This is a genomic window from Yokenella regensburgei ATCC 49455, assembly GCF_000735455.1.
GTDB lineage: Bacteria > Pseudomonadota > Gammaproteobacteria > Enterobacterales > Enterobacteriaceae > Yokenella > Yokenella regensburgei.
This window is the reverse complement of the sequence record NZ_JMPS01000030.1, coordinates 1-21,729: the sequence shown is the minus strand read 5'-3', so window position 1 is coordinate 21,729 and position 21,729 is coordinate 1. Positions and strand designations below refer to the sequence as shown.

At 53.4% G+C, this 21,729-nt stretch carries 18 protein-coding genes and 1 pseudogene; 12 read left to right on the top strand and 7 right to left on the bottom strand.

Annotated features, from left to right (window positions below):
• The first annotated feature begins 40 nt into the window (after positions 1-40).
• From speF to GYRE_RS09055, 3 genes are all read left to right on the top strand, one after another.
• Positions 41-2,239, top strand: coding sequence for an ornithine decarboxylase SpeF (gene speF, locus GYRE_RS09065; protein ID WP_006819050.1), 2,199 nt, complete (start codon positions 41-43; stop codon positions 2,237-2,239).
• A complete protein-coding gene (potE, locus tag GYRE_RS09060) occupies positions 2,236-3,555 on the top strand; it encodes a putrescine-ornithine antiporter (RefSeq protein WP_006819049.1) in 1,320 nt (439 codons plus the stop codon). Before speF ends, potE begins: the two co-directional genes overlap by 4 nt.
• A 62-nt stretch (positions 3,556-3,617) precedes the next feature.
• A complete protein-coding gene (locus GYRE_RS09055; RefSeq protein ID WP_038254795.1) occupies positions 3,618-4,103 on the top strand; it encodes a pyridoxamine 5'-phosphate oxidase family protein in 486 nt (161 codons plus the stop codon).
• Between the two features lie 32 nt (positions 4,104-4,135).
• Here the strand turns inward: GYRE_RS09055 and pgm are convergent, their stop codons facing one another.
• Together pgm and seqA are read right to left on the bottom strand one after the other, a co-directional pair.
• Positions 4,136-5,776 carry a phosphoglucomutase (alpha-D-glucose-1,6-bisphosphate-dependent) gene (gene pgm / locus GYRE_RS09050; RefSeq protein ID WP_038254793.1) on the bottom strand — a complete coding sequence of 547 codons (1,641 nt, stop codon included), beginning with the start codon at positions 5,774-5,776 and terminating at the stop codon, positions 4,136-4,138.
• Positions 5,777-5,801: 25 nt separating this feature from the next.
• Positions 5,802-6,341 carry a replication initiation negative regulator SeqA gene (gene seqA, locus GYRE_RS09045; RefSeq protein ID WP_038254791.1) on the bottom strand — a complete coding sequence of 180 codons (540 nt, stop codon included), beginning with the start codon at positions 6,339-6,341 and terminating at the stop codon, positions 5,802-5,804.
• 183 nt (positions 6,342-6,524) lie between these two features.
• Between seqA and ybfF the strand changes: the two genes are divergently transcribed.
• From ybfF to fur, 4 genes are all read left to right on the top strand, one after another.
• A complete protein-coding gene (ybfF, locus tag GYRE_RS09040; RefSeq protein WP_038254789.1) occupies positions 6,525-7,292 on the top strand; it encodes an esterase in 768 nt (255 codons plus the stop codon).
• Positions 7,293-7,425: 133 nt separating this feature from the next.
• On the top strand, positions 7,426-7,716 hold the full coding sequence (gene ybfE, locus GYRE_RS09035) for a LexA regulated protein (protein WP_006819043.1): 291 nt from the start codon (positions 7,426-7,428) through the stop codon (positions 7,714-7,716).
• A gap of 149 nt (positions 7,717-7,865) precedes the next feature.
• Positions 7,866-8,396, top strand: coding sequence for a flavodoxin FldA (gene fldA / locus GYRE_RS09030; protein WP_006819042.1), 531 nt, complete (start codon positions 7,866-7,868; stop codon positions 8,394-8,396).
• A 241-nt stretch (positions 8,397-8,637) separates the two neighbouring features.
• Positions 8,638-9,084 carry a ferric iron uptake transcriptional regulator gene (gene fur / locus GYRE_RS09025; protein WP_006819041.1) on the top strand — a complete coding sequence of 149 codons (447 nt, stop codon included), beginning with the start codon at positions 8,638-8,640 and terminating at the stop codon, positions 9,082-9,084.
• A gap of 106 nt (positions 9,085-9,190) precedes the next feature.
• Here fur and GYRE_RS09020 read toward each other — a convergent pair whose 3' ends face one another.
• The 4 genes from GYRE_RS09020 to nagE all read right to left on the bottom strand — a co-directional run bounded on the left by GYRE_RS09020 (position 9,191) and on the right by nagE (position 15,242).
• Positions 9,191-9,517: a ChiQ/YbfN family lipoprotein gene (locus tag GYRE_RS09020; RefSeq protein ID WP_038254787.1), complete on the bottom strand. Its 327-nt coding sequence runs from the start codon at positions 9,515-9,517 to the stop codon at positions 9,191-9,193.
• Between the two features lie 46 nt (positions 9,518-9,563).
• Positions 9,564-10,976, bottom strand: a complete 1,413-nt coding sequence (gene chiP, locus GYRE_RS09015; RefSeq protein WP_038254785.1) for a chitoporin ChiP — start codon at positions 10,974-10,976, stop codon at positions 9,564-9,566.
• A gap of 394 nt (positions 10,977-11,370) precedes the next feature.
• Positions 11,371-13,038: a glutamine--tRNA ligase gene (glnS, locus tag GYRE_RS09005; protein WP_006819037.1), complete on the bottom strand. Its 1,668-nt coding sequence runs from the start codon at positions 13,036-13,038 to the stop codon at positions 11,371-11,373.
• Positions 13,039-13,217: 179 nt separating this feature from the next.
• Complete coding sequence (gene nagE / locus GYRE_RS09000; protein WP_038254780.1) at positions 13,218-15,242, bottom strand: N-acetylglucosamine-specific PTS transporter subunit IIBC; 2,025 nt, start codon at positions 15,240-15,242, stop codon at positions 13,218-13,220.
• A gap of 321 nt (positions 15,243-15,563) precedes the next feature.
• On the opposite strand from nagE, the gene nagB reads away from it, so the two are divergent.
• From nagB to asnB, 5 genes are all read left to right on the top strand, one after another.
• Positions 15,564-16,364 carry a glucosamine-6-phosphate deaminase gene (gene nagB / locus GYRE_RS08995; RefSeq protein ID WP_006819035.1) on the top strand — a complete coding sequence of 267 codons (801 nt, stop codon included), beginning with the start codon at positions 15,564-15,566 and terminating at the stop codon, positions 16,362-16,364.
• Positions 16,365-16,420: 56 nt separating this feature from the next.
• Positions 16,421-17,569 (top strand): N-acetylglucosamine-6-phosphate deacetylase, encoded by a 1,149-nt coding sequence (gene nagA, locus GYRE_RS08990; protein ID WP_006819034.1) that lies wholly within the window; start codon positions 16,421-16,423, stop codon positions 17,567-17,569.
• A gap of 8 nt (positions 17,570-17,577) precedes the next feature.
• Positions 17,578-18,798: a DNA-binding transcriptional regulator NagC gene (gene nagC / locus GYRE_RS08985; protein ID WP_006819033.1), complete on the top strand. Its 1,221-nt coding sequence runs from the start codon at positions 17,578-17,580 to the stop codon at positions 18,796-18,798.
• A gap of 50 nt (positions 18,799-18,848) precedes the next feature.
• A complete protein-coding gene (gene nagD / locus GYRE_RS08980; protein WP_006819032.1) occupies positions 18,849-19,601 on the top strand; it encodes a ribonucleotide monophosphatase NagD in 753 nt (250 codons plus the stop codon).
• 246 nt (positions 19,602-19,847) lie between these two features.
• Positions 19,848-21,512, top strand: coding sequence for an asparagine synthase B (gene asnB, locus GYRE_RS08975; protein ID WP_006819031.1), 1,665 nt, complete (start codon positions 19,848-19,850; stop codon positions 21,510-21,512).
• Here the strand turns inward: asnB and GYRE_RS24825 are convergent.
• A pseudogene (locus GYRE_RS24825) lies at positions 21,451-21,729 on the bottom strand (hypothetical protein); the annotation flags it as partial. The gene asnB and the pseudogene GYRE_RS24825 overlap by 62 nt on opposite strands.

The following is a 21,729-nucleotide window of genomic DNA, read 5'->3' as shown; positions in this document are numbered from 1 at the left end:
ATTGAGGACCTGCTATTACCTGAAAATAAAGAGATAAAAAATGACTGATTTAAAAATTGCCGTTAGCCATACGTGTCCGGACTGTTTTTCTACACAGCGTAGTATTGTAAACACCTCTGAAACTAATTTTATTGATGTTGCCGCAGCAGTATTGACGATCGAAGATGTCGAATGCGGGAAACTCGATGAAATCCAGGCAACCGGATATAATATTCCGGTGTTCATTGCTATTAATAAAGAAGAAGTCGTTCCTTCAGAATATCTTTCAGCTATTCAGGGGGTATTTGAGCACGACGAAACCCGCAATGACTTCTACGGCCGTCAGCTGGAAGCCGCCGCGCATAAATACGAAACGCAGCTGCGCCCACCGTTCTTCCGTGCGTTGGTCGATTACGTGAAACAGGGTAACAGCGCCTTCGACTGCCCGGGGCACCAGGGTGGTGAATTCTTCCGCCGTCATCCGGCCGGGAATCAGTTTGTTGAGTACTTTGGCGAAACCCTGTTCCGCTCAGACCTGTGCAACGCCGACGTCGCGATGGGCGATCTGCTTATCCACGAAGGTGCGCCATGTGTCGCTCAGCAGCATGCTGCTAAAGTCTTCAACGCCGACAAAACCTACTTCGTACTAAACGGTACATCTTCATCCAACAAAGTGGTGCTGAACGCCCTGCTCACCCCGGGTGACCTGGTGCTGTTTGACCGCAACAACCACAAGTCTAACCACCACGGTGCACTGCTGCAGGCGGGTGCAACGCCGGTGTATCTGGAAACCGCACGTAACCCGTACGGCTTCATCGGTGGGATTGACGCACACTGCTTCGAAGAGAGCTATCTGCGCGAACTGATTGCCGAAGTTGCACCGCAGCGTAAACAGGAAGCACGTCCTTTCCGCCTGGCGGTTATTCAGCTCGGCACCTACGACGGCACCATCTATAACGCCCGTCAGGTCGTCGATAAGATTGGTCATCTGTGCGACTACATCCTGTTTGACTCCGCCTGGGTAGGCTACGAGCAGTTCATTCCGATGATGGCTGACTGTTCCCCGCTGCTGCTGGATCTGAATGAAAACGATCCGGGTATCCTCGTCACTCAGTCCGTGCATAAACAGCAGGCAGGTTTCTCTCAGACCTCACAGATCCACAAAAAAGACAGCCATATCAAAGGGCAACAACGTTACGTCCCGCATAAGCGTCTTAACAACGCCTTTATGATGCACGCCTCCACCAGCCCGTTCTACCCGCTGTTTGCCGCGCTCGACGTCAACGCCAAAATGCATGAAGGCGAAAGCGGACGCAACATGTGGATGGACTGCGTGGTGAACGGCATCAACGCGCGTAAGCTGATTCTGGAAAGCTGCAACCATATCCGTCCGTTCGTACCAGCAATGGTTGATGGTAAACCGTGGCAGTCTTATGAGACTGCGCAAATCGCCGTGGACCTGCGTTTCTTCGAATTTGTGCCTGGTGAACACTGGCACGCGTTTGAAGGCTACGCAGCACACCAATACTTCGTTGACCCATGCAAACTGCTGCTCACCACGCCGGGCATTAATGCCGCCACCGGCGAGTACGAGAAGTTTGGTGTTCCGGCCACGATTCTCGCCAACTTCCTGCGTGAAAACGGCGTCGTCCCGGAAAAATGCGACCTCAACTCAATCCTGTTCCTACTGACCCCGGCGGAAGACATGGCCAAACTGCAACAGCTGGTGGCCCTGCTGGCGCGCTTTGACAAACTGCTCGACGCCGATGCACCGCTGCAGGAAGTGCTGCCGTCTATCTACAGCCAGCACAAAGAGCGTTATGCCGGTTATACCCTGCGCCAGCTGTGCCAGGAAATGCATGACCTGTACGCCCGCCATAACGTTAAACAGCTGCAAAAAGAGATGTTCCGTAAGGATCACTTCCCACGCGTCAGCATGAACCCACAGGACGCTAACTACGCCTATCTGCGCGGCGAAGTCGACCTGGTTCCGCTGCCGAAGGCTGAAGGTCGTATTGCCGCTGAAGGTGCGCTTCCTTACCCGCCAGGAGTGCTGTGTGTCGTTCCGGGCGAAATCTGGGGTGGTGCCGTTCTGCAGTATTTCACCGCGCTTGAGGAAGGTATCAACCTGCTGCCGGGCTTTGCGCCAGAGCTGCAGGGGGTTTACATCCAGGAGCACGACGGTCGCAAACAGGTCTGGTGTTATGTGATAGCACCGCGCGATAAACAAGGCGCGCTGCTGGCAGGGGAAAAATTATGAGTAAATCGAGCAACAAGATGGGCGTTGTTCAGCTCACCATCCTGACCATGGTTAACATGATGGGCTCCGGCATCATCATGTTACCCACCAAGCTTGCGGAGGTGGGGACCATCTCCATCATCTCCTGGCTGGTGACGGCGGTGGGTTCAATGGCGCTGGCGTGGGCCTTCGCGAAATGCGGGATGTTCAGCCGCAAATCAGGTGGCATGGGCGGTTATGCGGAATACGCGTTTGGTAAGTCGGGCAACTTTATGGCCAACTATACCTACGGCGTGTCGCTGCTGATTGCCAACGTCGCTATCGCGATCTCCGCTGTGGGCTACGGCACCGAATTATTCGGTGCCACACTGTCGCCAGTACAAATTGGTCTGGCGACCATTGGCGTCCTGTGGTTGTGCACCATCGCCAACTTTGGCGGTGCGCGTATCACCGGTCAGATCAGTAGCGTCACCGTCTGGGGGGTCATTATCCCGGTAGTGGGTCTGTGCATCATTGGCTGGTTCTGGTTCAGCCCAACGATGTATGCCAACTCCTGGAACCCGCATCACGTGCCGTTCTTCAGCGCTGTAGGCTCCTCTATCGCCATGACGCTGTGGGCCTTCCTGGGTCTGGAGTCTGCCTGTGCGAACACCGATGTGGTGGATAACCCGGAACGTAACGTACCAATCGCCGTGTTGGGCGGTACCCTGGGCGCAGCGGTTATCTACATCGTTTCTACCAACGTAATTGCCGGTATCGTGCCAAACATGGATCTCGCCAACTCCACGGCGCCGTTTGGCCTGGCGTTTGCCCAGATGTTCACACCGGAAGTCGGTAAAGTGATCATGGGTCTGATGGTCATGTCCTGCTGCGGTTCGCTGCTCGGCTGGCAGTTCACCATTGCTCAGGTGTTCAAATCATCGTCTGACGAAGGCTATTTCCCGAAAATCTTCTCCCGCGTTTCTGCTTCATCCGGCGCGCCGATTCAGGGGATGCTGACCATCGTTATTCTGCAGTCCGCGCTGTCGCTGATGACCATCAGCCCATCGTTGAACAACCAGTTTAACGTGCTGGTCAACCTGGCGGTGGTGACCAATATTATTCCGTACATCCTGTCGATGGCGGCGTTGGTCATCATTCAGAAGGTGGCGAAAGTGGATCCGGGCAAAGCACGTTCGGCCAACGTTATCGCCTTTATCGGTGCCATCTACAGTTTCTATGCCCTTTACTCTTCCGGTGAGGAAGCGATGCTCTACGGCGCTATCGTGACCTTCATGGGCTGGACGCTGTATGGCCTGGTATCACCGCGTTTTGAATTAAAAGATAAACACAGTTGAGCCCCTTTCCCGGCGGTCTATCACTTCTCCTGCCGCCGGGACTTTTCTTTAAGGCCTGAACCATGAGCCATTCAGAACAGGAAGTGCACGACAAGAAGGCTATTGCGGCCATTATTGCCCGACATCAGGTGTGCCGTATCGCCCTCAATGATTCACCCAGTCCCTACGTCGTACCGGTAAATTACGGCTACGAATACCTGGAAGATCGCTGGGTGCTTTATTTTCACGGGGCGCGCACGGGCAAGAAAATGCGCCTGCTGCGTAAAAATGCGGCACTGAGCATTGAAATTGACGGCGATCACCAGCTACTCCGGGCGGAGCAGGCCTGTGATTACAGCTACGCCTACAGCAGTATTATCGCCAGCGGGAAAGCGGTGATCCTTCCTACACGTGAAGAGATGCAGCACGGGCTGGACGTGATTATGCGCCAGGCTGTGCCCGGGAAATCATTTACCTATGATGAGAAGATGATGAAAGCGGTCTGCGTGGTACGGGTCGAGTGCGATATGCTCACCTGTCGCCAGCGGCCGGGGCGATTTTCAGCGTAAAACAAAACAGGCTCCTTTCGGAGCCTGTTTTTTTATGCGTTCTTCAGCACTTCGCTGACAATTTCCACCGCTTCTTTTTCGATTTTCTTCCGGTGTTCTTCACCGAGGAAACTCTCACAGTAGATTTTGTAGGCATCTTCCGTACCTGACGGGCGTGCCGCAAACCAGCCGTTGTCGGTCATCACCTTCAGACCGCCGATAGAAGCGCCGTTACCCGGAGCCGCCGTCAGACGTGCGGTGATAGGGTCACCCGCCAGCGTGCTGGCGCTAACCATCTCCGGAGAAAGCTTCGACAGTGCGGCTTTTTGGGCCGAGGTCGCAGCAGCCTGCAGGCGGTTGTAGCTCGGCGCACCAAAGCGCTGCGCCAGTTCGTCATAATGCTGCTGCGGATTTTTGCCCGTTACGGCAGTGATTTCAGCCGCCAGCAGACACATGATGATGCCGTCTTTATCGGTTGACCATGGCGTGCCGTCGAAACGCAGGAACGAGGCCCCGGCGCTCTCTTCGCCACCAAAACCAAAGCTGCCGTCAAACAGCCCGTCGACAAACCATTTAAAGCCAACCGGCACTTCCACCAGCTTACGGCCCAGCGCGTTGACCACACGGTCAATCATCGCCGAAGAAACCAGCGTTTTACCTACGGCAACGTCTTTGCCCCACTGCGGACGATGCTGGAACAGGTAGTTGATAGCCACCGCCAGATAATGGTTCGGGTTCATCAGTCCAGCCGGAGTGACAATGCCGTGACGGTCGTAATCCGGATCGTTAGCAAACGCCAGATCGAATTTGTCACGCAGCGCCAGCAGTCCCGCCATCGCACACTCAGAGGAGCAGTCCATGCGGATTGCGCCGTCTTTGTCGAGGTGCATAAAGCGGAATGTCTGATCAACCTGATCGTTAACGATAGTCAGGTTCAGCTTGTAGTGCTCTGCAATACGTTTCCAGTATTCAATACCGGAACCGCCCAGCGGATCGACACCCAGGGTCAAACCTGCTTTCTGGATAGCCGCCATGTCGACAATGTCGGCCAACCCTTCAACGAACGGTTGTACCAGATCCTGTGCTTTCACATGACCGCTTTTCCACGCCGCATCCAGCTTGATGCGTTTCACGCCTTTCAGGCCATCAGCCAGCAGCGCGTTGGCACGATCTTCCACCACTTTGGTGACGTTGGTATCAGCCGGGCCACCGTTAGGCGGATTGTACTTGATGCCACCGTCTTCCGGCGGGTTGTGCGACGGAGTAATGACGATACCATCCGCCAGTGCCCCGCCTTTTTTGTTATGGACCAGGATTGAGTGAGAAATAGCCGGCGTCGGAGTGAAACCGTTATTTTCCTGCACAATGACGTCTACGCCGTTAGCAGCCAACACTTCCAGTACGGAAATGAACGCCGGTTCAGACAGCGCGTGGGTGTCTTTCCCCACGAAGCATGGGCCGGTGATACCGTTTTTTGCGCGGTTTTCGACAATAGCCTGGGCGATAGCCAGAATATGCTGTTCGTTAAAGCTATGGCGGCCTGCGCTACCACGGTGGCCAGAAGTACCAAACTTCACCGCATGTTCCGCATTGCCCACGTCCGGCTGCAGCACGTAGTACTGCGAGGTAAGCTGGGCGACGTTAATCAAATCACTCTGTTGTGCAGGCTGGCCTGCACGGCTATGAATTGCCATTGCCTGGTCCTTCTTAATGCAAGAGTTAGATGGTACCGCAAACCTTTTCAATCAGTTCCGCCGGGAACTGCATGGTCTGCATGATGTGCTCAACCATGCTGCATTTACGCCCGGTATTGGTGTTAGTAATAACCCAGTATGGCGTATTTGGCACCTGACGTGGTTTGGTCTGATTGCCGTTTTTCAGCAGCGTCTGCTCGTCTGCCGCGAAGTAAACGCGGGTGCGGCCGTGCAGGGATTCAGTGGCTTCAGCAAAAGATTTGGCATCCAGCGACCACAGGGTGGACAACACCAGCATAAAGCGGTTAACCGCTTTCTTCTGCTCGGCGTATTCATCGGAAAGCAGCAGTTCGCGCATGGCGCGGACCTTATCTTTCGCTGTCGTCGGTTTTACCTCAGCAGCAGGCGCTGGTGCCGCAGCGGCTTTAACAACCGGTGCTGCAGGCTGTGCTACGGCGGAAAATTTCAGCATGCGCCGTAAAATGTCGGACGCACTCTCGCCAATGTGCTGGGTGTGGCTGGCAATGTAGCGATAGAGATCGTCATCAACTTCAATTGTTTTCATCTTCATCCAGTGCGATATCTTTTCTGAATATAAGTTGCCGGGATTATAGGGTTAAAACCCAGCAGCGGATAGCGTCAAACCAGGATGGCAGCAAAATCAAGAACAATCCCCAATCTTGCAGCCGGGCGGCAGAATGGTCACCATGATACCCTAACCCGACAGAGCGAAAAAAAGAACTTTACTATGATTTTGAATACCCGAGCGCAAACTGCACAAAACCTGCACAATAATTCTCCCATTCTGCTGGTCCATGGTTTATTCGGCAGCCTGGATAACCTTGGCATTCTCGCGCGTGACCTTATCAGCACGCACGATGTCCTTCAGGTGGACATGCGTAACCACGGACTCTCCCCTCGTTCAGCGGAGATGAACTACCCGGCGATGGCGCAGGACCTGCTGGATACCCTCGATCACCATCAGGTAGAAAAAGCGATTGTGATTGGCCATTCAATGGGTGGCAAAGCGGTAATGGCTCTCACCGCACTCGCCCCGGAGCGGGTAGAAAAGCTGGTGGCTATCGATATTGCCCCAGTGGATTATCACGTTCGTCGCCACGACGAAATTTTTGCCGCGATTAACGCCGTCACCGAGGCGGGTGCCAGCAGCCGTCAACAGGCTGCCGCCGTGATGCGCGAGCATTTAAATGAAGAAGGCGTCATTCAATTTCTGCTGAAGTCATTTGTCGATGGCGAATGGCGCTTCAACGTTCCTGTACTGTGGGATCAGTATCCGCATATTGTTGGCTGGGAAACGGTGCCTGCCTGGGATAAGCCTGCCCTGTTTATTCCTGGCGGCAATTCTCCGTATGTCACTGAAGCATATCGAAGTGAACTACTGGCGCAGTTCCCACAGGCGCGTGCTCACGTTATCGCCGGTGCCGGTCATTGGGTACATGCAGAAAAGCCCGATGCCGTGCTGCGAGCTATTCGCCGCTACCTCGATGAGGCCTGACTGACTAAAAACTCAGCGACCGCGCGCCAGAATGCCCGCGGTCGTTGGCGTGGGGGTTTCGCTGATGTATGATGGCGCGCTATCCATCCGGGCAATGGCCTGGTTGTTTGTTTCCCCGAAGTCACTCTGAATCATGGCAAAAGAACAAACGGACCGTACGACATTAGATTTGTTCGCAAACGAGCGTCGCCCGGGAAGACCGAAAACCAATCCGCTTTCGCGTGATGAACAATTACGCATCAACAAGCGCAATCAGCTCAAACGCGATAAAGTTCGCGGCCTGAAGCGTGTTGAGCTAAAACTCAACGCCGACGCCGTTGACGCGTTAAATGAACTGGCAGAAGTGCGCAATATGAGCCGCAGTGAATTGATTGAAGAGATTCTGCTGAGCCAGCTTGCCGCGCTGCGTCAGGAGATTGTCTGAAGTCTCACAAAAAACACACTTTCATGTAGCAGAGAGTGCAGTCCAGCGTTATTGCTGTTTCCGTGCACTTCCCCTCTCTGCTATGATTGCCTTATCTGTGGGCAATATGCCACCACCATATCATTAAGTTTCAAGAGGTTATTTTACTCATGGCAATCGTAGGCATCTTTTTCGGCAGCGACACTGGTAACACCGAAAATATCGCAAAGATGATTCAAAAACAGCTCGGCAAAGACGTCGCTGAAGTGCATGACATTGCCAAGAGCAGCAAAGAAGATCTGCAAGGTTTCGATATCCTGCTGCTCGGCATTCCAACCTGGTACTACGGTGAAGCACAGTGTGACTGGGATGATTTCTTCCCGACGCTGGAAGAAGTCGACTTCAACGGTAAGCTGGTGGCGCTGTTTGGCTGTGGCGACCAGGAAGATTACGCAGAATACTTCTGTGATGCGCTGGGAACTATCCGCGACATCATTGAACCGCGCGGTGCGGCGATCGTGGGTCACTGGCCAACGGCGGGCTACCACTTTGAAGCATCCAAAGGTCTGGCTGATGACGATCACTTCGTGGGTCTGGCTATCGATGAAGACCGTCAGCCTGAGCTGACCGCTGAGCGTGTTGAAAAGTGGGTAAACCAGGTTGCCGCTGAGCTGAATCTCGAAGCTATCAAGAACGCGTGATTTGAAAGCGGTGCAACAGATAAGTTGCGCCGCATTAATAGATAAAAGCAATCAAATTAATCGCTACATTTTTTTAACTTTTCAGCGCTTATCTGTACAATATCCTCTGATTTGACGAGGTACATTGGCAGCTTTGCCGATAGTCATTCGTTTTTGAAAGTATACGATGTCAGGTACTTGCAGTTAGTGTTTAACCATGACAATTCTATACCCGAATATTTAGCTACAGGACAGATTCCGCATGACTGACAATAATACCGCATTAAAGAAGGCTGGCCTGAAAGTCACGCTTCCACGGTTAAAGATTCTGGAGGTCCTGCAGGGCCCGGACAACCACCATGTCAGTGCGGAAGACTTATATAAACGTCTGATTGACATGGGCGAAGAGATTGGACTGGCAACAGTCTATCGCGTTCTGAATCAGTTTGACGACGCCGGCATTGTTACCCGCCATAATTTCGAAGGCGGTAAATCCGTATTCGAGCTGACCCAGCAGCACCATCACGATCACCTGATCTGCCTGGACTGCGGGAAAGTCATTGAATTCAGTGATGATTCGATTGAAGCGCGTCAACGTGAAATCGCCGCTAAACACGGTATTCGCCTCACCAATCACAGCCTGTACCTGTACGGTCACTGTGCGGAAGGTGATTGCCGCGAAGATGATCATGCCCACGACGGGAAATAATCTTCAGCACTCCTGAAGCCAGCGACGCCGCTGGCTTTTTTATTTCAGCGACTGAAAAGCAAAAGACCCGCGATGCGGGTCTTTTTTTGTTGCGACTACGGCTGAATCAGTTGTTGTTACTGCGAATTTCCTGCCAGATGCGATCGCATTTCGCTTTAACCGCCTGGTCGTTACCGGTACGGGTCGCCAGGATGCACTGCTGATAGTCCAGCGTGCGTACGGTTTCCTGATTAGCAAACTGCTCATGCGCCTTATCTTTTTTCAGCACATCCAGCACGCTTTGACAGGCAGAAATTTTGTCCGGATTACCTTCCGCCGTATTGATACAAGCGCTATAAGCTTCTTTCAGCTTGCTGTCTTCTTTAGGTGCAGGCGGTTGCGCACAGGCAACCAGACCCGAGGCCATCACAGCAATAAGAATGAGTTTTTTCATCATGTCGTCCTTATGTCAGGAGCGAGTCTCCCCGCCCCTGCCTGCATCAGAAAATGGTGAACGGAGCGATGACCATAAACTTCACGTCGCGCTCATCCTGGAAGATGTTGCCGTAACCGCCGCCCCAGCTTGGGATATCGGAGTGGTTGTCGTACTGGGTGAAGTGCAATTTAAACAGTGTCCCTTTCGCACGACCTTCCTGTACGGTGTACATCGCATCAAGGCTGTAAGCCGACTCTTTAATTTTGTTAGACGCGTAATCTTCACGCTGACCGGCGCTGTTGATAAACCAGTCCGCTGGCTTGGCATCCCACGCATAGACGTAAGACGCACCTACCGCCCAGCCCGGCATATCCCAGTTCTTCAGGTCATACATGGCGCCGAAGAACACCGCTTTTTCACCGTTGGCGTTGAAGTCTGAGCGGTTATCCCACCAGATATCCAGACGACCGTTAGAGGAAGCGTAAGTTGGAGTCATGCGCTGCAGGAAGTAGCCCTGCTGGCCTTCCGCCTTCACCCAGGTTCCTTCCAGACGCAGGTCAACGACGTCAGCGACTTTGTAGCCGAAGGTCAACGCCTGCAGCCAGGCAGTACCGTCATAGATGTCGTTGATAGTGTTGTTAGCGACTTTATCGCGCGCGCCGTAGAACTGGTAGCTGGTAGAAAGCGGGGTACCGGCAACATCAAATTTGTAGCTGGCTTTAGCAAAGTACTGATCGACAAAACCTTGTGCCTGACCGAAAGCGGCTTCCAGCACCAGGTTGTTTTTAAAGTCGTACTTAGCACCGATGGAGTGCAGGTAGTCGACTTTGGTTTTCTTATCGTTCTGGTAGAAATTGTCGGTCTCAAGGTGCCATGGGGCCTTGTACTCGTTGGTCCACATGTAGGAGAAGCTCAGCGCACCATTGTCGCCGTAATCAAAATTAGCGCCCGCCTCTGCCCCCTGATAGGTACCCGGCATGAAGCTCCAGTGTGGAGCTAACAGGGTTTGTCCGGTCGGCTGGATATAACCAGCACGTGCCCAGGTCGGGCCATATTTGAATTTGGCCGCCGCTTTATACAGGCTGATACCGCTCTTATCGCCAGAATAATCTTCGTCGTAAGCTTTGTTGCTGGAGGAGAAAGCGATTTCGTTCGGGTGTCCACTTTCTGCTGATTCCGCCATTTCAATCGCGGTAAACGCCGCGATATCAATACCGAACATATCTGCCGCATAACCGGACTGGAAGTCCAGGTTGGCGTTCCAGGTAGAGTGAGAAAGGTTGGTTTTATATTTGTCGCCGTCGGTTACATCTTTACGGTCACGCTCACGCTGCCAGTAATAGATGCCGCCGGTTAACGTTGAATCATCGATGAAGCCTGCGGCGTGGGCCTGCGGAACTGCAACCCAGCCGGTGAGTGCGGTGACGCCTGCAATAGCCAGCGCCAGCGTACTACGTTTGCCACTGAACGTACGCATGTGTATATCCTCTTTGACTTTTAAATACGCCGTGGCAAAGGCCAACAGCGAGAAAAATATAAAAATTTTAAAAAGAGTAACGAAGAATGAACTTTTCCGCGTCACTATGAACAGACTATTTTTCGCGACGCGAATTATCAATCCTTTTTCCGCACGAAAACACAAGATTATGACAAGGCGCACATATTTGATTGCGTTTTGTTACAAAGCCAAAAATTGAGTTGTTTTTGCCAAACCGCGGCTGACGCCGCCTCAGGCGAAGCGGTAATAGAGGTGAATCGATTTTGTTACAGCGAGGAGAAATACGAAGATGATATTAATTTGCATCGCGAAAATGTAAAAAGCGCCGTACTTGACGGCGCTTTTGTTTGCTGACGACCTGTGGCTACGGCAATTATTCGCCGATTTTCGCCCAGGTATCACGCAGACCGACGGTGCGGTTAAACACCAGCTTGTCTGCGGTAGCAAGACGGCTGTCGAGGCAGAAGTAACCTTCACGCTCGAACTGAATAGCCTGACCCGCCTGCGCGTTTTTCAGGCCCGGTTCCGCGTAGCCCTGACGGATAACCAGAGACTCCGGGTTCATCACCGACAGGAAGTCTTCCGCCGCCCCCGGGTTCGGCACGCTGAACAGACGATCGTACAGACGAATCTCAACCGGCAGCGCGTGTGCAGCGCTTACCCAGTGGATAACGCCTTTCACTTTACGACCATCAGCCGGATCTTTGCTCAGGGTGTCAGCGTCGTAGCTGCAGAAAATGGTGGTGATGTTGCCTTCAGCGTCTTTTTCTACACGCTCGGCTTTAATCACGTAAGCATTACGCAGACGAACTTCTTTACCCAGCACCAGACGCTTGTACTGCTTGTTCGCTTCTTCGCGGAAGTCAGCACGGTCGATCCAGATTTCACCGCTGAACGGTACTTCACGGCTGCCCATCTCCGGTTTGCTCGGATGGTTGGCCATAGTCACCATTTCGCTCGCGCCCTGCGGGTAGTTCTCGATAACCAGCTTAACCGGATCGATAACCGCCATCGCACGCGGGGCGTTTTCGTTGAGATCTTCACGAATGCAGGATTCCAGCGACGCCATCTCAATGGTGTTGTCCTGCTTGGTCACGCCAATGCGCTTGCAGAACTCACGGATAGATGCGGCGGTATAGCCACGACGACGCAGACCAGAGATGGTCGGCATACGCGGATCGTCCCAGCCCTCTACGTGCTTCTCGGTGACCAGCTGGTTCAGCTTACGCTTGGACATCACGGTGTATTCCAGATTCAGACGAGAGAACTCGTACTGACGCGGATGAACCGGGATAGAAATGTTGTCCAGTACCCAGTCATACAGACGACGGTTATCCTGGAACTCCAGGGTACACAGTGAGTGGGTAATGCCTTCCAGCGCATCGCTGATGCAGTGGGTGAAGTCGTACATCGGGTAGATGCACCACTTGCTGCCGGTCTGGTGGTGATCGGCAAACTTAATGCGGTACAGCACCGGATCGCGCATCACGATAAACGGTGATGCCATGTCGATTTTGGCACGCAGGCAGGCTTTGCCTTCTTCAAAACCACCGGCACGCATTTTTTCGAACAGCGCGAGGTTCTCTTCCACGCTGCGATCGCGATATGGGCTGTTTTTACCCGGCTGAGTCAGGGTACCGCGGTATTCGCGGATCTGTTCTGCTGAGAGTTCATCGACGTAGGCCAGGCCCTTGTTGATAAGCTCAATCGCATACTGATGCAGCTGGTCGAAGTAGTCAGACGAGTAGCAAACTTTCCCGGCCCAGTGGAAACCTAACCATTGCACGTCGTTCTGAATGGACTCTACGTATTCGATATCTTCTTTCACCGGGTTGGTGTCATCGAAACGCAGGTTGCACAGGCCCTGATAATCCTGAGCAATACCAAAGTTCAGACAGATAGACTTCGCGTGACCGATATGCAGATAGCCGTTTGGCTCAGGCGGAAAGCGCGTGTGGATTGTGGTGTGCTTACCACTGGCCAGATCTTCATCGATGATCTGACGAATAAAGTTACTCGGGCGGGCTTCAGCCTCACTCATCGTGGATTCCTCAAAGCGTAAACAACATATAACGGAGCATGATCTTATAAGCCGGGCGAAGAGACAACTATTAGTTACGGAAAATACGTACTGGAAGGAATATATGGGGTTAATTGCTGCAAAAAAAAGCGGCGGAGGATCTCCCCCGCCGCTAAAGGCACAACTTTACTCAGGAACGATTACTTGCCTTTAATTTCGTACAGTGGTGTCTGGCCCGCAACGACGGAACCCTGCGCCTTGATGACCAGGCCGCTGAAGTCGTCGATGTTGCTGCAAACGACCGGGCTAATCATGGAGCGCGCATTCGCGTTCAGGAAATCCAGATCCATTTCGAGGATTGGCTGGCCTGCGGTCACTTCCGCACCCTCTTCCACCAGACGCTTAAAGCCTTCGCCGTTCAGCGCAACGGTATCGATACCCATGTGGACAACGATTTCCGCACCCTTCTCAGTTTCCAGGCAGAACGCGTGGTTGGTGTTGAAGATTTTCACGATGGTGCCGGCTGCCGGAGAAACGACCAGTTTTTCCGTCGGTTTCACTGCAATACCATCACCGACCGCTTTGCTGGCAAACGCTTCATCAGGCACCTGCTCCAGGGCAACAACGTCACCGGTTACCGGCGAAACGAGCGTTGCGATAGTCGCGGCATTCGGTACTGCCTGCGGTTTTGCCGCGGCGGCTGCCGGAGCTGCTGCCGCTGGTGCGGCTTCTGCTGCAGAAACATGACCCGTAGTTTTCATGGCGTTAGCGATTTTCTCAGCCACGAAGCCAACGATAATCTGCACGCTGGTTTTGTTCAGGCGGATAACGCCAGACGCACCCAGACGTTTCGCCATCGCTTCGTTCACCAGGCTTGAGTCTTTCACATTCAGACGCAGACGGGTGATACAAGCATCGATACCGGTCAGGTTGTCAGAACCGCCGACTGCAGCGATGTACTGACGAGCCAGTGCAGTCGCGTCCTGCTCTTTATCAGAGCTCACGTTCACGTCCTGACCATCGGCTTCGCTACCGGCAACCGCCAGCTCACGACCCGGAGTCATCAGGTTGAATTTAGTGATAGTGAAGCGGAACACCACGTAGTAGATAACGAAGAATACCAGGCCCTGTGGGATCAGCATCCACCAGTGAGTCGCCAGCGGGTTACGCGAGGACAGCACCATATCCACCAGGCCTGCGCTGAAGCCAAAACCGGCAATCCAGTGCATGCTCGCCGCGATGAACACGGAGATACCGGTCAGGAAGGCGTGGATAACGTACAGTACCGGTGCCACGAACATGAAGGAGAATTCCAGCGGCTCGGTGATACCAGTGAAGAAGGCCGCGAACGCGCCCGCCATCATGATACCCAGCACTTTCGCTTTGTTTTCCGGACGAGCACAGTGGTAGATAGCCAGCGCCGCACCCGGCAGACCGAACATCATAATCGGGAAGAAGCCCGCCTGGTAACGACCAGTGATACCCACTTCCGCTTTACCTGCTGCGATAGACTGCGCACCGCCAAGGAAGTTAGGGATATCGTTGATACCGGCTACGTCAAACCAGAATACGGAGTTCAGCGCGTGGTGCAGACCCACCGGGATCAGCAGACGGTTGAAGAACGCATACACGCCCGCACCGGCAGAGCCCAGTTTCTGGATGTGCTCACCGAAGTTCACCAGACCGTCGAAGATAACCGGCCAAATGTACATCATGATGAACGCTACCAGAATCATGACGAAAGACGTCAGAATAGGTACCAGACGGCGACCGCTGAAGAACGACAGCGCCTTCGGCAGCTCAACGCCGGAGAAGCGGTTGTACAGTTCAGCAGAAATGATGCCGACCAGAATACCCACGAACTGGTTGTTGATCTTACCAAACGCCGCCGGAACCTGATCCGCCGGGATTTTTTGGATCATAGACACCGCTGCTGGCGAGCAGAGCGTCGTTAACACGAGGAAACCGACGAAGCCGGTCAGCGCCGCAGCGCCATCTTTATCTTTAGACATACCATAAGCCACACCAATGGCGAACAGTACGGACATGTTGTCGATGATAGCGGAGCCGGACTTAATGAAGAACGCCGCCAGCGCATTCCCACCACCCCAACCCACCGGGTCGATCCAGTAGCCGACACCCATCAGGATGGCTGCTGCTGGCAGCGTGGCCACTGGCACCATCAGTGCGCGACCAACTTTCTGTAAATAACCTAGAATACTCACTTTACTCCCCCTATGAGACCCCGTTCAGACTCATTCAAAGCCGTTTTTTATTGTGTGTAACAAACCTTGAAGCGTGGCGAATTATCACCTACGTTCAGAGTGTGTGAAAAATTAATTCGTATCGCAAATTAAACGCGTATTTTTTGTGATTATAATCACCAAATATCGTATTAACCCCTCCTAATCACTGGCTAACAGTGAAAACTTATTTTATCATTCAAAAAATCGATGCAGATTGATCCCACCTGGGAAAAACCAGTTACGCTTAACCATAGCTGACTTCAATCCGCCACCCTTTCAAATTAACTATAGAGGTGAATAATGAGACTGATTCCCCTGGCAACTGCTGAGCAAGTCGGTAAATGGGCTGCGCGTCACATCGTGAATCGCATCAATGCGTTCAAACCGACGGCTGACCGTCCGTTTGTGCTGGGTCTGCCGACCGGCGGCACGCCGTTGACCGCGTACAAAGCGCTGGTAGAAATGCATAAAGCAGGCCAGGTTAGCTTCAAGCACGTCGTCACCTTCAACATGGACGAGTACGTTGGTCTGCCGAAAGAACACCCGGAAAGCTACCACAGCTTCATGCATCGTAACTTCTTCGATCACGTTGATATTCCGGCAGAAAACATTAACCTTCTGAATGGTAATGCGCCTGATATTGACGCAGAATGCCGTCAGTATGAAGAAAAAATTCGTTCCTACGGTAAAATCCACCTGTTTATGGGCGGCGTAGGCAACGATGGTCACATCGCGTTCAACGAACCGGCTTCTTCTCTGGCTTCACGCACCCGTATTAAAACGCTGACCCACGATACCCGCGTTGCAAACTCTCGTTTCTTCGATGGCGATGTTAACCAGGTCCCTAAATACGCGCTGACCGTTGGCGTGGGCACCCTGCTTGACGCTGAAGAAGTGATGATTCTGGTGCTGGGCTCGCAGAAAGCACAGGCGCTGCAGGCGGCAGTTGAAGGCAACGTCAACCATATGTGGACCATTAGCTGTCTGCAGCTGCACCCGAAAGCGGTCATGGTGTGTGACGAACCGTCCACCATGGAGCTTAAGGTGAAAACGTTGAAATACTTCAACGAACTGGAAGCAGAAAACGTTAAAGGTCTTTGATTGAATTCCGTCCCCTCTCCGGGGGACGGTCGTATTTTTTGAAAACCGGGGGAGTTATGTACGCTTTAACCCATGGCCGAATTTATACCGGTCACGAAATTCTGGATGACCATGCGATTGTCGTCGCCGATGGCCTTATCGAACGAGTCTGTCCACTGGCTGACCTGCCGTCCGGGATCGAGCAACGCTCGGTCAATGGCGCCATTCTTGCCCCTGGTTTTATTGATGTGCAGCTGAACGGCTGTGGCGGCGTGCAGTTTAACGATTCACCGGACGCGGTCACCGTCAAAACGCTGGAAATCATGCAGCACGCGAATGAAAAATCCGGCTGCACCAGCTATCTGCCAACCCTCATCACCTCCAGCGATGAGCTGATGAAACAGGGTATCCGCGTAATGCGCGAGTACCTCGGCAAATATCCAAACCAGGCGCTGGGTTTACATCTCGAAGGCCCATGGCTGAACCTGGTGAAAAAAGGGACTCACAACCCGGATTACGTGCGTAAAGCCTCTCCGGAACTGGTGGATTACCTCTGCGATAATGCCGACGTCATTACCAAAGTGACCCTGGCACCAGAAATGGTTGAGCCGGAAGTGATAAGCAAGCTGGTGAAAGCCGGAATTGTTGTCTCCGCTGGCCACTCCAACGCGACGCTTAAAGAAGCAAAAATCGGCTTCCGCGCGGGTATCACCTTCGCAACGCATCTTTATAACGCTATGCCGTACATTACCGGCCGTGAGCCTGGTCTTGCTGGCGCGATTTTCGACGAGCCGGACGTATACTGCGGCATCATCGCCGACGGCCTGCACGTTGATTTTGCTAACGTTCGTAATGCCAAACGTCTGAAAGGCGATAAACTGTGTCTCGTCACCGATGCAACCGCTCCGGCGGGTGCTAACATTGAACAGTTCATTTTTGCTGGTAAAACAATATACTACCGTAATGGACTGTGCGTAGATGAGAACGGCACCCTTAGCGGATCCTCCCTGACAATGATTGAAGGGGTTCGCAATCTGGTTGAGCACTGCGGCATTGCGCTGGACGAAGTTCTGCGTATGGCCACGCTCTATCCGGCACGCGCGATTGGCGTCGACAAGCAGCTTGGCAGCATTGCCCCTGGCATGGTGGCCAACCTGACCGCGTTCACTCGCGATTATAAAATCACTAAGACCATCGTTAATGGTAACGAGGTCGTCACTGAGTAAGTAAAAGTATGACACCAGGCGGACAAGCTCAAATTGGCAATGTTGACCTCGTAAAACAACTGAACAGCGCGGCCGTGTACCGCCTGATCGATCAACACGGCCCTATTTCGCGCATCCAGATTGCGGAACAAAGCCAGCTTGCTCCCGCCAGTGTGACAAAAATCACACGTCAGCTTATTGAGCGCGGCCTGATCAAAGAAGTCGATCAGCAGGCCTCCACCGGAGGACGCCGCGCCATCTCCATCGTTACTGAAACCCGAAATTTCCACGCCATCGGCGTCCGTCTGGGCCGCCACGATACCACCCTTACGCTGTATGATTTGAGCAGCAAAGTGGTGGCGGAAGAACACTACCCGCTCCCCGAGCGTACCCAGGAAACCCTGGAGCACGCGCTGCTGAACACCATTGCGCTGTTTATCGACAACTGTCAGCGCAAAATCCGCGAGCTGATTGCCATTTCCGTTATTCTGCCAGGCCTGGTTGACCCGGAAAGCGGTGTTATTCGCTATATGCCACATATCGCGGTGGAGAACTGGGGCTTGGTTGAGGCGCTGGAAAAACGATTCAAAGTCACCTGCTTTGTGGGACACGATATCCGCAGTCTTGCGCTGGCGGAGCACTATTTCGGTGCAAGTCAGGACTGCGAAGACTCTATTCTGGTGCGCGTTCACCGGGGTACCGGTGCCGGGATCATCTCCAACGGGCGTATTTTTATCGGCCGTAACGGCAACGTTGGCGAGATTGGCCACATTCAGGTCGACCCACTTGGGGAACGTTGCCATTGTGGCAACTTCGGCTGTCTGGAGACGGTTGCCGCCAACGCGGCTATTGAGCAACGCGTTCGCCATCTGCTTGAGCAGGGCTACCAGAGCCGGGTAACGCTTGATGACTGCAACATTAAAGCCATCTGTAAAGCCGCCAACAAAGGCGATGCCCTCGCCAGCGAAGTTATCGAGCACGTGGGTCGCCACCTGGGCAAAACCATCGCCATCGCCATTAACCTCTTTAACCCACAAAAAGTGGTGATCGCCGGAGAAATTGTCGAAGCCGAGCGCGTTCTGCTGCCCGCCATTGAAGGTTGCATTAACACCCAGGCGCTGCAGGCGTTTCGTCAGAACCTGCCGGTAGTGCGCTCCACTCTCGACCACCGTTCCGCCATAGGCGCATTCGCACTGGTAAAACGCGCCATGCTTAACGGTATCCTCCTCCAGCATTTGCTGGAAAGTTAAAGCAGTCTTATAGTTACGCCTCTTTTAAAGACGTTGAGCCAGGGTAGTCCATGACCATTAAAAATGTTATTTGCGATATTGACGGCGTGCTGATGCACGATAACGTTGCGGTACCGGGGGCAGCGGAGTTCCTCACCCGCATCCTTGAGAACGGACTGCCGCTGGTATTGCTGACCAACTACCCTTCCCAGACTGGCCAGGATCTTGCTAACCGCTTCGCCACTGCTGGCGTCCATGTTCCGGACAGCGTGTTTTACACGTCGGCCATGGCGACGGCAGACTTCCTGCGTCGTCAGGAGGGAAAAAAAGCCTACGTTGTAGGTGAAGGTGCATTGATTCACGAGCTGTATAAAGCCGGATTCACCATCACCGACGTCAACCCGGATTTCGTTATCGTCGGTGAAACCCGTTCCTACAACTGGGAAATGATGCACAAAGCCGCCTTCTTCGTGGCTAACGGCGCGCGCTTTATCGCCACCAACCCGGATACCCATGGCCGTGGTTACTATCCGGCCTGTGGCGCGCTGTGCGCCGGTATTGAGAAAATTTCGGGTCGTAAACCGTTCTACGTCGGTAAGCCTAGCCCATGGATTATTCGCGCCGCGCTGAACAAAATGCAGGCCCATTCCGAGCAGACGGTCATCGTTGGCGACAATCTGCGGACGGATATTCTGGCCGGTTTCCAGGCGGGTCTCGAAACCATCCTCGTGCTTTCGGGGGTTTCTACCATGGATGACATCGACAGCATGCCGTTCCGCCCATCCTGGATTTACCCGTCCGTTGCGGAAATCGACGTCATCTGACCCTATCTGGCCGGAGAGCGCCTCGCGAATCCGGCCAATTATCATTTCATCAAAGAAATTAGCCCTGCATTGCATATTCATCAATAACTGGCGTTAATCGCCACGCTTTTTTTAGTATTCCTCAGCCCTCATTGCGTTATTTTTGTTTCCTCTGCCAAAGCTATTGCGCCTTCCCTCCCTTTGCGGCATTTTCACTAGTAAGCAAATTACACAACAGCACCACGCAACAGGTTAACGGAGAAGTCTATGTGTTCTATTTTCGGTGTACTGGATATCAAAACGGATGCGGGCGAGCTGCGCAAAAAAGCGCTGGAGCTCTCCCGCCTGATGCGCCATCGTGGCCCGGACTGGTCCGGCATTTACGCCAGCGATAACGCCATCCTCGCCCACGAACGTCTGTCAATTGTTGACGTCAACGCAGGCGCCCAGCCGCTGTACAACGAAAAGAAAACTCATGCGCTGGCGGTTAACGGTGAAATCTACAACCATCAGGCACTGCGTGCGGAATACGGCGATCGTTACGCCTTCCAGACCGGCTCAGACTGCGAAGTTATCCTTGCGCTGTATCAGGAAAAAGGCCCGGCATTCCTCGACGATCTGCAGGGTATGTTTGCCTTTGTCCTCTACGATAGCGAAAAAGACGCGTATCTGATCGGCCGCGATCATATCGGGATCATCCCGCTGTATATGGGCCATGACGAACACGGCAACCTGTTTGTCGCCTCTGAAATGAAGGCGCTGGTGCCGGTGTGTCGCACCATTAAAGAGTTCCCGGCTGGCAGCTATCTGTGGAGCCAGGACGGTGAGATCCGTTCTTACTATCAGCGCGACTGGTTTGACTATGACGCGGTGAAAGACAACGTTACCGATAAAAATGCCCTGCGCCAGGCGCTGGAAGACTCGGTGAAGAGCCACCTGATGTCTGACGTTCCTTATGGTGTGCTGCTGTCAGGTGGTCTGGATTCCTCCGTTATCTCGGCTATCACCAAGAAATATGCCGCTCGTCGCGTGGAAGATCAGGAGCGAACAGAGGCCTGGTGGCCGCAGCTGCACTCCTTCGCCGTCGGCCTTGAAGGCGCACCCGATCTGAAAGCAGCACAGGAGGTGGCAAACCACCTCGGTACCGTGCATCACGAGATCCACTTCACCGTGCAGGAAGGTCTGGATGCGATCCGCGATGTTATCTATCACATCGAAACTTATGACGTGACCACCATCCGCGCCTCGACGCCGATGTACCTGATGTCGCGTAAAATCAAGGCGATGGGCATCAAGATGGTGCTGTCGGGCGAAGGCTCTGACGAAGTGTTTGGCGGCTATCTCTACTTCCACAAAGCGCCGGATGCCAAAGAGCTGCATGAAGAAACCGTGCGTAAGCTGCAGGCGCTGCATATGTTCGACTGCGCCCGCGCTAACAAAGCGATGTCTGCCTGGGGTGTGGAAGCCCGCGTGCCGTTCCTCGACAAGAAGTTCCTCGACGTGGCCATGCGCATCAACCCGCAGGATAAGATGTGCGGCAACGGCAAGATGGAAAAACACGTGCTGCGCGAATGCTTCGAATCCTACCTGCCGGCAAGCGTGGCGTGGCGTCAGAAAGAGCAGTTCTCCGACGGCGTAGGCTACAGCTGGATTGATACGCTGAAGGAAGTGGCGGCAAAACAGGTCAGCGATCAACAGCTTGAAACCGCCGGCTTCCGCTTCCCGTACAACACGCCGGGTTCAAAAGAAGCGTACCTGTACCGTGAGATCTTCGAAGAACTGTTCCCGGTACCCAGTGCCGCTGAATGTGTGCCAGGTGGTCCTTCCGTCGCCTGCTCTTCCGCGAAAGCCATTGAGTGGGATGAAGCCTTCAAAACCATGAACGATCCTTCGGGTCGTGCCGTGGGTGTGCATCAGTCTGCTTACCAGTAAAAGTGCTGAAATTACGGCCAGGGCCCTGCGGGGCCCTTTGTTGTTTTTGCTCAGCAAAATTGAGAAATAACCAATAATTGCCGAATAATGCACCACGCTGTTCGCAACCTAACCAAACAGTCACATTCCGGGTATTTTCCGTTAAAAAGGAGTTGACGCTACAAGGCTCAATACGCATAATGCGCCCCGCAACGCCGATAAGGTAACGCGAAAAAAG